Origin of the sequence: uncultured Cyclobacterium sp., from assembly GCF_963976465.1 — a bacterium.
Lineage (GTDB): Bacteria > Bacteroidota > Bacteroidia > Cytophagales > Cyclobacteriaceae > Cyclobacterium.
Map to the genome: position 1 here is coordinate 1 of NZ_CAXBOC010000081.1, position 14,037 is coordinate 14,037.

The window sequence follows — 14,037 nt, forward strand, 5'->3', positions numbered from 1 at the left end:
AAATATGGTGCATTCTTATTTACCGAAAGTGGTGCACTTGTAATTACCGATTACATTCTTTCAAGCGTGCCATTTTTGTATGTTAAATAAGTTTCTGACCATTAAAGAAGATGACTTTGTTCCCCTATCACAAGCCTGATGTCCCAATTCTGAAGCAATAAAGCTTTTCCACAACCAGTGGCTTCATTTATCAATACAGACTCTTCGTTGTTAATATAACTGTCGATAGCTAAAGAATCTATTAGCCCTTTGTCAAGAAGCCAAGAAAACGTTCACTGTGAAATTGTAATTGCCGCAAATGTACAAGGTAGAGACCTTAGAAGTGTTGTCAATGATATTCAACAAATCATAGGAGATCAAATCCAGTTCCTGATAGGTATCGTGTAGAATATGACGGACAATTTAAGAGTGAGCATAAAGCTTCTCAATTACTATTAACCAATGCAGGTATGGCCGTTTTAATAATTGTCCTGTTGCTGTATTACGAGTTTCAAGAGATCAAGCTTCTCTTGGTGGTGTTGCTTAGTTTACCTTTAGCACTCATTGGTGGAATTCTGATTGTCTACTTTACTTTAGGTGTCATCAGTATTGCTACTACCATTAGTTTTATCAGCGTATTTGATATTGCAACTTGAAATGGAAAACTTCTCGTATCTAGATATGAAGACCTGAAAGGATGGGGAAGAGGGTTCTGAACCCTTGCTTAAAGGGGCAATGGATCGTCTCAATCCTATTCTAACGAGAGCATTAACTATCTAGCAGGCATTGATTCCCTTGGCACTAAAAGATGGAGAGGCTGGAAATGAGATTCAGAGCCCAATGGCTATTGTTATATTAGGAGGCTTACTTGCAAAAACCTTGCTAAATCTGATCGTAATTCTATGTCTGTATGAGTTGGTAAACAAGCGAAAATCTATTGTTCAATAATTCAATAATTTCTTTAATCAAAATACCTCAGGGAAATTCGCTGGAGTTTATTTTATAAATCATCTAGTAATTAATTTTCCATAAAATACTGGTGAGATGTTGTTTTTAGAAAAGACAGATTTTCTGATAAGATTGGTTAAGCAGTTAGCTTTCGCTGCTTTTTTAAATCAGGTTCTTCGGGTCGGACTAACTGGTACAGCAACTTAATTTAGATACGTCTTTTCCAAAAGTTATTGCTGCTAATTTGATACCTTCTCCCAAAGTCAGGTAAGGGTAAAAACTGTCTGCCAAATCTTTCACGGTAATTCCGTATTTGATGGCCATACTCAATTGTTGAATCAATTCTCCGCCTTCGGGAGCGACTATTCTTGCCCCAATCAATTTATCAGTTTCGCTGTTGCGAATGAGTTTGATAAATCCCCTAGTGTCATTCGCTGCTATTGCTCTTGGTACGTCTTTGAGTTCCAATTTAGAAACTTCAAATGGAATACCGTTCGCTTTGGCCTGAGCTTCGTCCATACCCGCACCTGCCACCTGTGGATCGGTAAATACCACCCATGGCAAGGAAGAATAATCTGCTTTATTCTCTGTTCCTGTGAAAGCGTTTTCAACGGCAATTTTTCCTTCAAAGGCAGCGGTATAAACAAATGTGGGCGTATTGGCTACGTCTCCTGCTGCATAGATGTTGGATAGATTGGTTTCCATTTTTTCATTTACTGCGATATGTCCATGTTTGGTGAGGTCCAAACCAATATTGTCTAACCCTAATTGGCTTGAATGGGGGTTGGTTCCTGTTGCAATTACTACCTTTCCTTTTTCAACAAATTTAGTGAATGAACCGTCAGGACATTTGCAATGTATTGTGGTTACGTTGCCTTGTTTTTCAAACTTTACCGCTCTGAAATTGGGTAACATTTCAATGCCTTCTTTTCGCATTTGGGTTTCCAATGCTTCGCTGATGTCTGGTGTTTGTGTTCGCAATACTCTGTCGGTGAATTCTATGACACGAACTTTTACCCCTAATCGATTGTAAGCCATTGCAATTTCCAAACCGATATAACCTGCTCCCATGATGGTCAGACTTACTGGTTTCTCTTCCAAGTCAAAAAGGGAAACATTGGTCAAATAGTCGATTTTGTCCAATCCTTCAATATTAGGAATGTTGGTAGTAGCGCCTGTGGCAATTAAAAATTTGATTGCTTTGTACCTTTCCCCATCCACTTCAATTGTTTGGTTGTCTATGAACCTTGCCCAACCTTTTAACATGGTCAGGTTTTTAAAATCGCTCACCACATCCAAATATTTTTTCTCTTGCAGTGTAGCAACCATTTTTTTCTTGTCCTTGATGACTTGAGCAAAATCAATATTCACTCCTTTCGGCCGAATGCCTTCAAAGTTAGAATGAGTAGCATGATAAGCCGTTTCGCCTGCACGAATTAGATTTTTGGAAGGCACACAGCCCACATTTACGCAAGTACCTCCAAAGTCCAAACCGTCATTTACCATTAAGGTTGAAAGTCCTAAACTTTCAGCTTTTATAGCAGCTGAAAAGGCTGCCGAGCCACCACCGATTATTATGAGGTCAAATTGGGTGTAACTACTATTTTCATTTTCTAGTATTTCAACTTTTACTCCGTAGTTTTTAGTACTGTTGATGATATTGATTATTTTTTCCTTAGTCGTTTTTGAAGGATCAAAAGAGCATTCACAAGTAGCTTTAGAATAGCTTACTTTGGCTTCTTGTACCCCTTTGTTTTCAGCAAGTAGCTTTTCAATGCTTGTGGCACATTGGTCGCAGGTCATGCCTGTGATATCCAGTTTTATGTTTTCTTCGTTCATAATTATTACCTAAGCTTTTGAAATTTTTAATGGCTAAACCATATAAACGATATCAGAACTTGCTGACGGATAAGTAAATATCATCGTTTTAATATCTCTGGAAGTTAATCCTGTTTTTATGGCTATGGCAAAAAGATTAATCACCTCTTCAGAGTGCGGTCCAATGATATGTGCCCCCAGGATTTTTCCGGTTTCCTTTTCTATTAAGGTTTTATACGCATAGGTTTTCTCATTAATTCTTTTGCCTGTAAACCAATCCGGAACTGCTTTTTTCTTCACCGTAAAGTTGATGCCTTGTTCCGTTGCTCTTTCCTCAGACAACCCCACAGATGCCATCGTGGGTAAGGTAAATACCACAGTGGGAATACCTGTATAATTTGGCTTTTTGGTGTTACCCTTTATTATGTTAGAAGCAACTATATGACCTTCCATGACAGCTACAGGGGTAAGAGGAATTCCCTCGGTATTGGCAGCATCACCGGCAGCGTATATCTTAGGATTGGTATTGCTTTGCAAATACTCATTTACTTCAATCCCTTTTCTACTGAAAGCGATATTTGCTTTTTCCAGATCCAGATCAAAAATTGCCGGTGGTCGTCCGGCTGAATTGATCACTGCTTCCGCCTCCCAGTTTTGTTCTCCGTTTTCATTCTTGCCTGTTACCAAATAAGAATTTCCCGATTTTTCAACGGCTGTTACATTGGTATTCAACACCACCCTAATGTTTAATTTTTTGGTGGCCTCCGTCAATTGCTCCACAATAAATGGATCAAAGTTTTCTAAAGGACGTTCACTACGATGCAGGATGATGACTTCGCTACCAAAGCGGGCCGCCATATGCGCAAATTCAAAGGCGATATAGCCACCACCTATAAAAACTATCGATTTGGGAAGTTTATCAAAATCCAGAAAGTCGGTACTGGTCAGCGTGTGCTCCTCGCCCGGGATTCCCAATACCTTTGGCTTTGCGCCTGTAGCTATCACGATTTTTTCTGCCTCTATTGTTTCATCACCTACTTGCAGTTGATTTTCTGAAATAAATTTAGCCGATTTGTGAAAGGTTTCAATTCCATTGTGTTTATAGCCTTTTTCAATTTTAGGGGGCATTGCATCTACAAACTCCTGTTTAGATTTCATCGCTGCTTCCCAATGTTTAGCGGGCACTTCAGCAATTTGTTTTTCGTGAAGGCGTTGTGCAAAATCCTTAGCTTCAGTAGCACCAAGCATTATTTTTTTTGGGTCACAACCTCGGAGAGCACAAGTTCCTCCATAAGGCAGTTCATCCGTGATACCAACTTTCAGTCCTTTTCCGGCACAAATGTTGGCAATGTTCATGCCTGCCATTCCCGACCCTAATACAAATACATCAAACTTCTTCATAGCTGTTTCTCCTGTTTTTGATTTTTCCTCATGATTTAGACCTTATATCCAGTTTTCTCTATCACTTTAATGATAGCATCAGAGCTGGTTTTTTCCGAGTCGTATTGGAAAGTCGCCAAATCGCTTGGGTATTCCGACTTATGTTCCAAAATACCCTCAACTTCTTAGATGGCATTTGAAATGTGGCTGGATAAACCCGCACAGGTCATTTCCGTGATCTTGATTTTCACTGTTTTACCTTCTTGTTGTGTTGCATTTTCGGTTTGTGCTTTACTGGCAGTTGATTGGCAACATTAAGCTTTGATCTGAGCAATTCCAATGAGGAACAAAACGCTCCATAAAATCAAATTCATTGTTCATTATGTAATTATTTAATTAAATTCTTAAATACAGTGCACAAAAAAACACTATTTCTTGCCGACCACTTTATAACCTGTGCCATTGATGACTTCTTCAATTTGAACCAAACTTACTTTTGATTTATCAAATTCTACTTTGGCAGTTGCTTCTTCATAAACTACATCTACATTTAAAATACCTGGTAGCCTGTTAACATCATTTTCTACGTGCGAAGCACATCCGTTGCAAGTCATTCCTTTTACCTCCAAAGTCACCGTTTGAATGTCTGAAGCATTGACCATTACAACTTCCTTGTTGTCATTTAAAGGATAGAAAATATGTGCATAGCTTGGAAAAGTGAGCATTAAAGCTGCAAACACCGTTACAATTCCTAAAAATGTTTTGGTCTGCATAAAAGGTTTTTTCTCCTCTTTGTCGCCTGCGGAACGGGTAGTTTCGCAATCGCATTGAATTCCTTCGGCGGTTCGCGGTTTGAGTTTCTGATACCAAGCAAAACCCAATACCAAAACGGTAATGCCAATAAGATAAGGTCTTGCTGGTTCCATCCACGAAAATGTAGACGCTACACCTGATGCTCCTGAAATCAGAGCCAAAACAGGTGTTATGCAGCAAAGTGATGCTGCTACTGCCGAAAGCACTCCAGCTCCAACAAGTCCGTTATTTTTCTTTTTCATACTGTTTCTTTTTTTGAGTTATTGATAATATGTTTAAAAAATGGTTGTAGTAAAGGCAGTTGCTCTTGTCTTAAAGAATAGAAAATAGTTTGTCCATCTCTTCTTCCTTCAATTACATTTTTGTCTTTTAGTTTTCTGAGATGTTGAGAAACGGCGGGGATACTCATTCCGAGAATGTCTGAAAGGTCGCAAGGGCAAAGTTCTTTTTCTTCTTCCAAAAGAAATAAGATTTTCAACCTCACTTCGTTTCCTGCCAAGGCCAATAGCCCACTCAATTGACTGAATACTTTGTCGTTTGTTTGAAGCATTTCCCGACAATTGTCTATTTGCACCTTGTCGGCAAACACTCTGATACACGATTGGTTGTTTTCCATAGTTTTCCTGTTTTCGGATTAATAACGCATTACAATTAAGAATAGTTTTCTTATTTAAGCAAATACTTAAATTTATTAATGAATTTTTAGAATACAGCGGGCCCGAAATTGTTCATTAGCTTATCGGCCAGTAATTCAACAGGTGGTTTCTTCTCGGCAATACGGCTCATTAAACTAACTACCTGGTTCATGAAACTATCTTCCCCGATTTTGGAAACTTTAATTTGCAATGCACCGTCAAGATTTAAAGTACCACCAATTACAGTTGCACCAACTTCTTTATTTGCAGGTGTGCTTTCACCTGTAAAACTTGCTTCATCAACACTTCCAGCACCATCCAAAACCTCACCATCCAAAGGTATCCTTTCACCTGGCCTAACTTCTACAACTTCACCAACCAATATGTCTTTGGTCAATACATCAACAAATTGTTCGCCTCTCATAACCCTTTCATTTTGTCAATGCATACTTTAGAGTCACATTGCTCAATGGTATAATATACTGTTATTTCGCAAGACTCGCAAGACATTTCTTTTACCATTTTTACTACTGGTTCACATATTGGACATCCAGCTGTAAATACTTCAATTTGTCGGTTCATCTTTTTAAGATTTTAATGATTAAAATTGATTACTCTACAAAGATGGGGTCGGTATAGGGGTGGTCTCCAAATTTATTTTCAATTATTTTTGTTTTCGCTTGACCATAGGAGTTTTCAGGCTGCACTTCCATTTGTAAAGTGAGTGCCGTGATAAGTGATAATAAGTTAAGGTTTTCAATGAATGAATTTACCAGTGATCGGGGAATACCTCTGGAAGTGGTGCTTGTAACGGCAGCATCATTGACCTTTCCCATAGTCTTGTACAAAATCAACCCGGATGAATATTTCGCACTCTGGATAGAATGTACCCACTAGGGGTGTGAAGTCAATGCGAAACCTAATTACTTGGTATGCCCATGCCATGGTAGTGAGTATGATGCAAAAGGAAATGTAGTAGAAGGCCCGGCAGAAACTAATCTTCAAACATTTAACATAACCACAGATCATGAATACATCTACATCCATTTATAAAAATCTCAATCCACTATTACTTCTTATTCTTATGGGAATAGGAGCTTCCGTTATGGCACAGCGGGTAAATAATGATACAACTGCCATCCAAATGAACATGGATGCGGTCTATAATCGTCCGTTTTTGCAGACTGGCAGCTTTCCGGTTGCGTTGGGTGGCTATATTGAAGCACACGCCCAGTATTTTGTGACAGATGGTATTACGGAAGGTGTCTCTTTCAAAATTCCAAGAATGACCCTGTTTATATCCTCCACCATCAAAGAACGGATCAAATTCCTTTCTGAAATTGAGTTTGAAGAAGGTACCAAGGAGATCAACATTGAGTTTGCCGCCCTGGATTTTGAACTCCATCCTGTGCTGAACCTAAGAGGCGGAATTATCATTAACCCAATAGGCGCATTTAACCAAAACCATGACGGGCCGAAGTGGGAATTTGTAGATCGGCCTATAATGGCTACTACCATCATCCCGGCTACTTTCAGCAATGTAGGCTTTGGTTTGCACGGTAAGCCCCATCAGAAACAATGGGTTTAGGCTTATGAGGCTTATGTTAACAATGGTTTCGATTCTCAAATAATTGCCAACAGTGTAGGCCGTACCTGGCTTCCCGCTGCCTAGGAAAATGTAGATCGTTTTGAAGAAAACTTCAATGCTGTTCCCCTAATTACACTAAAAACCGCAATTCGTCATCGGAAAATCGGGGAAATAGGTCTGTCATGGATGGTTGATGTATATAATAAATAGGAAGAAGACGGACTTGTGCTAGATGAAAAGAGGCGATTGGACGTGGTAGCTGTAGATTTCAATACTTCCGCTATCAAAAGAGTCAATATCACAGGGGAATGGGTATGGGCATTCATCGAAGTTCCCGAATCCTATTCACAGCAGTTTGGCACTCAGCAGCAAGGCGGGTTTGTCGACTTTGTTTACACCATTTTAAAACGGAAAATACTTGGATGGGACCATGCGATACTCAACCTGGCTTTGCGGCTGGAGCATGTGGATTATAATGTTGGCTCGTTTGGGGAGACCGGAGGAAATATACATGATGATGTACAGGCCATAGTGCCTGCCATTATCTTCAGACCCTCATCTCAAACTGTAATTCGTGCCAATTATTGGTATAAGTGGGAGACAGACTTGTTGGGCAATCCGGCAGCCAAAACAGCAGGCTTACTGATAGGAATATCCAGCTATTTTTAACAATCTGTTTTAACTATGTAAGTGCAAACAATCCGAAGAAAACATACGTTAACCTGAAAATACAACTTTGCAATTCCTATGCATTACATAATTATGTATATTTGTATTAAATGAAAATCGCATGCTACATATTAAGTTTTTACTTCATGGCCCTGACTGGTGTAGTATGTGCTGATACTTTACCATATGATAATACCAAAGATACTATTACGGCCTTTTCAAGTAATGATGGCAATCATAACCACTCGCAGGAAAGTGGCTGGGATGGTTGTTCGCCGTTTTGCGTTTGTCATTGTTGTCATGTACATGTTGTATCCTCACCAGGGGTAGTCATTACTCATCCGTTAAAACTACCCATTTTTTGGACTGCTTGCTTTCAGGATTTTAGAAGTACTGAAACCATTGGTTTTCTAAAACCCCCACAATAATAATATTCAATGTTTAGCAGGAATAAGTGTGGCAGATCGGTAAAGTTTACTGGGGTCCATGACTTTTTTGAACAATTCCCTAAACACCACTTCATTTGCCTTTCTTCAAAGGCAACCCTTTCTCTATATTCAATTCTATTTATAGAGCTTGAAAAAACTGAATAAGAACAAATAGAATAAGGGGAAAAGAGGAAGTAGTAAATCACTGCCTAAATAGTTTTGAAATGGTTTTTTATTGTGCTGATTAGTGCCATTCTCATTATAGCAACCATTGCCAGGCTTCTTCACTTCTTTGTTTTCCATGTAAAATAATTTAAAATCATATGATCAATAAAATCATTTCTTTTTCAATAAAGAATAAATTCATCGTGGGCCTGCTTACATTGGCGCTCATCGGGGTGGGGATCTACTCCATGTCCACAATCAATCTGGGTTCAGTACCTGATATAACAAATAACCAGGTACAGGTAATGACTGTGTCTCAAAACCTGGCCACAGAAGATATAGAACAATTCGTCACCTACCCTGTGGAATTAGCCATGGGGAATCTGCCGGGCGTTACAGAAATTCGTTCCGTATCCCGTTTTGGGTTATCTGTAGTTACCATCGTATTTGAAGACGAGATGGGGATATACAAACCCCGGCAATTGGTACAGGAAAAGCTTAATGAGGTTAGGGATAAAATCCCCGAGAAATTTGGTAGTCCATCTATGGGGCCTATAACCACCGGACTGGGTGAAATATACCAATATACTATCAAGCCTAAGCCTGGTTATGAAGACAAATACTCTCCTACTGAGCTTAGAACAATCCAGGATTGGATTGTAAAACGCCAGATGACACTGGTAGATGGTGTGGTGGATGTCAATGCCTTCGGGGGTAAAATAAAGCAATATGAAATCGCTATCAATCCTGAAAAACTTAACGCACTGAATGTATCCATCTCAGAAGTTTTTGAAGCCCTTCAGCGCAATAATGTAAATACAGGAGGTGCATATATAGAGAAGAACAACATGGCCAATTTCATCCGTGGAGAAGGTCTTGTGCGTTCGCTTGACGACATCCGGGAAATAGTAGTACGGAATGAAAACAACATTCCTGTCACGATTGGTGATGTAGCAGAGAAAGTACATTTCGGAAGTCAGGTTCGTTATGGAGCATTCACCCAGGATGGGCAGGAAGCTGTAGGCGGCATGATACTTATGCTCAAAGGCTCTAACCCCAATTCTGTCATTCAGAATGTGCAGGAGCGCATGAAAAAAGTGCAGAAGTCTTTACCGGAAGGCTTGGAAATAAAACCATTTCTTGATCGTAGTTCCCTGATTGAAAGAACTACCAGCACCGTAAAAACAAATCTTTTGGAAGGAGCCCTCATTGTGATATTCGCCCTGGTAATATTGTTGGGAAGTGTTCGTGGGGGTATTATTACTGCTACCACTATTCCACTTTCCCTATTATTTGCCTTCATACTCATGAAGCAATTCAATGTATGGGCCAACCTGATGAGCCTTGGTGCTATAGACTTTGGAATTATTATAGATGGTGCGGTGATCATCATAGAAGGAACGGTCTATGAAATACAGAAACGGATCCGATCAGGGAAAATTAAGTTTAACCAGGGTGTGATGGATGAGGTGGCTTATGATGCCGGCAGTACAATGATGGGCTCTGCATTTTTCGGACAGATTATAATTCTTATTGTATTTGCCCCAATTCTTTTCCTCACTGGGGTTGAAGGCAAGATGTTCCAGCCCATGGCCTACACCTTTGGCTTTGCCATGATTGGTGCCATTTTCTTATGTCTGACTTATGTTCCGATGATGTCGGCATTATTCATGAAACCTATCCAAAACAAGAAAAACTGGTTTGGGAAGTTTGAACGCTGGCTGGAAAAGGTAAGTGACAAAATTATAGATGGCATTCAATGGGCTTATGTACCATTACTTAAAGGTGCTTTAAGGTTCAAAACCATTGTCATCATTGTGGCGATCGTATTACTCGGACTGTCAGGGTTCATTTTTTCACGTATGGGAGGAGAATTTGTCCCGCAGTTGGATGAAGGGGATTTAGCTATGCAGGCATTGATTCGGCCGGGAAGCGGATTGAGTGAAGCAATTGATGTATCTACCAAGATTGAAAATATTTTACTTGACAATTTCCCTGAGATCAAAACAGCTGTGGCCCGAATAGGTGTAGCTGATATTCCTACTGACCCTATGCCCATGGACATAGCCGATATGTTCATTATTCTTGAAAAGGATATGGATAAATGGACAACAGTAGAAACTAAAGAAGAGCTCATTGCAGAGATAAAGGAAATACTGGATGAAAAACTGACGGGTGTCAACCTTGTTTTCAGCCAACCGGTAGAGTTACGGTTCAATGAGCTGTTGACCGGTGTAAGAGAAGATGTGGCCGTGAAACTCTATGGTGAAGATCTGGATGTGCTGGCGCAAAAAGCTGAGGAAATGGGTGAGATCATTCAAACTATTCCGGGAGTAGGTGATGTAAACCCTGAACGTACTTCCGGCTTGCCACAGATGACTGTGCGCTACAATCGCAAAAAGATTGCACAATACGGGTTGGATATTGAAAAGCTGAATGAATATGTGAGTGCAGCTTTTGCCGGAGGTGTTGCAGGTGTCATTTTTGAAGGGGAAAAACGGTTCGATATGGTGATCCGGTTTGATGAAAATCACCGGAGAAGCATAGAAGATTTGCGCACCTTGTACATTGACCTGCCGGACGGTACACAAGTGCCCATCAAAGAAGTAGCGGATATCAACTATGTGCCGGGACCGATGCAGATTTCCCGCGACAATACTTTCCGCAGGACCTACGTGGGTGTTAATACCAGGGGCCGTGATGTAGAGTCTGTTGTAACGGATATACAGGAAAAACTGGATGCGGAATTGGATTTACCACCGGGCTACTACATTACTTATGGTGGTGAATTTGAAAACCTGCAAAGGGCGAAGGGACGATTAATGATCGTAGTGCCAATAGCCTTATTTCTGATTTTTGTGTTGCTTTATTTTGCCCTGCAGTCATTCTCTCAGTCTATTATGATCTACATGGCGATTCCCCTGGCAGCTATTGGGGGCGTAATTGCGCTTTGGATGCGAGACATGCCCTTTAGCATATCAGCTGGTGTGGGCTTTATTGTGCTTTTCGGGGTGGCTGTATTGAACGGGCTGGTCTTGATCAATCGCTTTAATTCATTGAAAGAAGAAGGCGTAACCAGCATTCGCGAAAGAATTCTAACAGGAACTAAAGAACGAATCAGACCTATTATGTTGACTGCAACTACAGACATTTTCGGATTTCTACCCATGGCATTTTCAGCATCTGCAGGAGCAGAAGTGCAGCGGCCTTTGGCTACTGTGGTAATTGGTGGTATGCTTACAGCCACATTGCTTACTCTGGTAGTGCTCCCAGTGCTATACACTCTTGTAGAAGGAAGAAATGATAGAAGAAAAAGCCTGAAAGCACCGAATGCCAATGTGATCATCATATTGATTATTTGTGGTGGATTGTTTGGTTTACCGGCTGTGGCAAATGCACAACAGCAAGAACAAGAGAAAGACAGCCTTTCAACGATTACATTAGAACAAGCAAGAAAGCGTGCAGTAGAAAATTATCCTAAAATTCAATCGGCACGTTTGGAAATTGAAAGCCAACAGGCCTTAAAGAAAACAGCATGGGACTTTGGTAATACCCAGGTATTTACCGGAAAAGAGGAAGTGGGTAACGGCTCGGATGGAGTTTACACCCAGTTTGGTATTCAACAGCAAAATATTGATGTTTTTGGTATAGCATCCCGTTTGAAATTGCAAAAAGAACGAGTGGCACTGGCCGAATCTGCCCTTGACCTTTCCGTGATAGAACTGGAAAGGGAAGTGAGCCAGGCCTGGGCGATGGTGTATGCCACCAAAAACAACTACCAGGTGTATGAGCAGTTGGATTCGATTTTTACCGATATTGAAAGAGCCGCACGAATTCGTTTGGAAACTGAAGCTACTTCTAAACTGGAATACCTGGCTACCTCCAATCAGGCCAATCAGGTACAGATACAAAAAGAGCAGGCTTATCGGGATTACCTCAGTGCCTTGCAGCGGCTCAACTTGTGGTTTGCCAATGATACCCTCTTTACGGTACCGGATGTTCCAGCTACCCAACTGGATGAACCGCTGAATTATGTGGCTGATTCTTTGATGAACCACCCGTTGCTGAATGTGTCAAAACAGCGTGTAGATGTAGCGGACGCCACCATAAAAGAGAGGCGTTCACAGTTTTTACCTCAATTGCAAGGGCAGTATGGTCGGCAGCAGATAGCCGGACAATCCGGTTTTTATCAATACCAGGTAGGGATAAGGATTCCTCTGTTTTTCGGGCCAGAACTCGGGCGGACACAGTCGGCCAAAATCCAGCGGGATATAGCCGGACAAAACCTTCGACAAAACCAGTTGGAATTGAACGCGGCCTATCAGGGAATGAAGGAACAGTACCTGAAATGGCTCAATTCATGGAATTACTACCGCGATGAAGCGCTACCCCTGGCTCGGGAACAACGAACAGGAGCTGTAACGGCCTATAGAGAAGGTGCTATTGATTATGTGACCTTCCTGCAAAACATCAGGGATGCCATTCGCATAGAGGTAGACTCCTGGAATGCCTTTGGCAGTTACCTGGACAGTCGCTACCAACTGGAGTACTACTTAAAAACAACAAACTAATGATGGAATTGAAAGTCAATAATAAAGTCAGACAAATAATAGAAGAAATGAAAAAGCAAATTATATATATAGTAGCACTGGTACTGATGGTATCAGTATTTACGGGTTGCGGCAACAAGTCGGCTGATAACTCAGGTGAAGCTTCTCACGAAGAACACAGTGAGGGCGAGGCTGGGCACGAAGGTGAAGAAGAAGGTCATAGTGAAGAAGGAATGGCCGAGCTCCATCTTTCTGATATGAAATTTGCAAGTTTGGGTATTAAGGTAGATACTCTGCCCACCCGGGCACTCTCCGGAGTGGTTGAGGCCAACGGACAGTTAGAAGTTCCTCCTCAGCATGAGGCCACTGTTACCGCTATTCTGGGAGCCAATGTTACTTCCATCAAAGTGATAGAAGGAGATCAGGTGAGTAAGGGGCAGGTATTGGCCTATCTCTCTCACCCCAACCTGACCCGGTTACAGACGGACTATGTAAGGGCTTATAGCCAATTACAGTTTCTGGAAAAAGAAAATCAACGGCAGAAAAGGTTATACGAAGAGGAAGTAGGTTCCGGAAAAACTTATCAGCAAATACAGGCAGACTACCAGGCCATGAAAGGAGAGGTGAAAGGCTATGAAGCCCAATTGAAGCAGCTCAGTCTGAATGTGAAAAAAGTACAGGACGGTGATATTTACCAGTACGTACCTGTGGTAAGCCCTATAGATGGATACATTGAAAAAGTAGAGGTTCAGGTTGGCCAATATGTAGATCCTCAGACCGAGATGTTTATGATCGTCAATACCGACCACATCCATGCCGATCTGATGGTATTTGAAAAGGATGTTCACAAAGTGAAGAAAGGACAAAAGTTGTCTTTTACTGTGGAATCTGTTCCGGGAAATACGCTAACAGCCAAAATTTATTCGGTAGGCAAACAGTTTGAGCAAAATCCGAAAGCGGTACATGTGCACGCAGAGATAGATCAAAAGGAAGATTTTCTGATCCCGGGCATGTATATCAATGGTAAAATAAGAACGGGTGATAATCAGGTAAAAGCCTTGCCG

At 41.0% G+C, this 14,037-nt stretch carries 14 protein-coding genes and 1 pseudogene; 9 read left to right on the top strand and 6 right to left on the bottom strand.

Annotated elements, in window-relative coordinates; all coding sequences use genetic code 11:
• The first annotated feature begins 249 nt into the window (after window positions 1–249).
• The 3 genes and pseudogenes from AAC037_RS06680 (at window position 250) to AAC037_RS06690 (ending at window position 927) form a co-directional block, all read left to right on the top strand.
• Window positions 250–387, top strand: a complete 138-nt coding sequence (locus AAC037_RS06680) for a hypothetical protein (protein WP_244874475.1) — start codon at window positions 250–252, stop codon at window positions 385–387.
• 35 nt (window positions 388–422) lie between these two features.
• Window positions 423–635, top strand: a pseudogene (locus AAC037_RS06685) (hypothetical protein); the annotation flags it as partial.
• Between the two features lie 139 nt (window positions 636–774).
• Window positions 775–927, top strand: a complete 153-nt coding sequence (locus tag AAC037_RS06690; RefSeq protein WP_262485329.1) for a hypothetical protein — start codon at window positions 775–777, stop codon at window positions 925–927.
• Window positions 928–1,113: 186 nt separating this feature from the next.
• Here AAC037_RS06690 and merA read toward each other — a convergent pair whose 3' ends face one another.
• The 6 genes from merA to AAC037_RS06720 form a co-directional block, all read right to left on the bottom strand.
• Window positions 1,114–2,766 carry a mercury(II) reductase gene (merA, locus tag AAC037_RS06695; protein WP_339902255.1) on the bottom strand — a complete coding sequence of 551 codons (1,653 nt, stop codon included), beginning with the start codon at window positions 2,764–2,766 and terminating at the stop codon, window positions 1,114–1,116.
• 33 nt (window positions 2,767–2,799) lie between these two features.
• On the bottom strand, window positions 2,800–4,146 hold the full coding sequence (locus AAC037_RS06700; protein WP_014022505.1) for an NAD(P)/FAD-dependent oxidoreductase: 1,347 nt from the start codon (window positions 4,144–4,146) through the stop codon (window positions 2,800–2,802).
• Between the two features lie 407 nt (window positions 4,147–4,553).
• Window positions 4,554–5,180 (bottom strand): mercuric transport protein MerTP, encoded by a 627-nt coding sequence (gene merTP / locus AAC037_RS06705; RefSeq protein WP_014022504.1) that lies wholly within the window; start codon window positions 5,178–5,180, stop codon window positions 4,554–4,556.
• Window positions 5,177–5,554 carry a metalloregulator ArsR/SmtB family transcription factor gene (locus AAC037_RS06710; RefSeq protein ID WP_014022503.1) on the bottom strand — a complete coding sequence of 126 codons (378 nt, stop codon included), beginning with the start codon at window positions 5,552–5,554 and terminating at the stop codon, window positions 5,177–5,179. The genes merTP and AAC037_RS06710 overlap by 4 nt, the downstream gene beginning before the upstream one ends.
• 86 nt (window positions 5,555–5,640) lie before the next feature.
• A complete protein-coding gene (locus AAC037_RS06715; protein ID WP_041934822.1) occupies window positions 5,641–5,997 on the bottom strand; it encodes a cation-translocating P-type ATPase in 357 nt (118 codons plus the stop codon).
• A 187-nt stretch (window positions 5,998–6,184) separates the two neighbouring features.
• Complete coding sequence (locus tag AAC037_RS06720) at window positions 6,185–6,409, bottom strand: hypothetical protein (protein WP_014022501.1); 225 nt, start codon at window positions 6,407–6,409, stop codon at window positions 6,185–6,187.
• A gap of 91 nt (window positions 6,410–6,500) precedes the next feature.
• On the opposite strand from AAC037_RS06720, the gene AAC037_RS06725 reads away from it, so the two are divergent.
• The 6 genes from AAC037_RS06725 to AAC037_RS06750 all read left to right on the top strand — a co-directional run.
• Window positions 6,501–6,626: a Rieske 2Fe-2S domain-containing protein gene (locus AAC037_RS06725; RefSeq protein ID WP_244874474.1), complete on the top strand. Its 126-nt coding sequence runs from the start codon at window positions 6,501–6,503 to the stop codon at window positions 6,624–6,626.
• Window positions 6,601–7,161 carry a hypothetical protein gene (locus AAC037_RS06730; protein WP_244874473.1) on the top strand — a complete coding sequence of 187 codons (561 nt, stop codon included), beginning with the start codon at window positions 6,601–6,603 and terminating at the stop codon, window positions 7,159–7,161. Before AAC037_RS06725 ends, AAC037_RS06730 begins: the two co-directional genes overlap by 26 nt.
• Window positions 7,162–7,386: 225 nt before the next feature.
• Window positions 7,387–7,830 carry a hypothetical protein gene (locus tag AAC037_RS06735; protein WP_244874472.1) on the top strand — a complete coding sequence of 148 codons (444 nt, stop codon included), beginning with the start codon at window positions 7,387–7,389 and terminating at the stop codon, window positions 7,828–7,830.
• A 110-nt stretch (window positions 7,831–7,940) separates the two neighbouring features.
• Complete coding sequence (locus AAC037_RS06740; protein WP_316928103.1) at window positions 7,941–8,258, top strand: DUF6660 family protein; 318 nt, start codon at window positions 7,941–7,943, stop codon at window positions 8,256–8,258.
• Window positions 8,259–8,581: 323 nt separating this feature from the next.
• A complete protein-coding gene (locus AAC037_RS06745) occupies window positions 8,582–12,994 on the top strand; it encodes a CusA/CzcA family heavy metal efflux RND transporter (protein WP_339902256.1) in 4,413 nt (1,470 codons plus the stop codon).
• The coding region (locus tag AAC037_RS06750; RefSeq protein WP_339902257.1) for an efflux RND transporter periplasmic adaptor subunit at window positions 12,994–14,037 on the top strand (1,044 nt) is incomplete at its 3' end. The genes AAC037_RS06745 and AAC037_RS06750, both read left to right, overlap by 1 nt.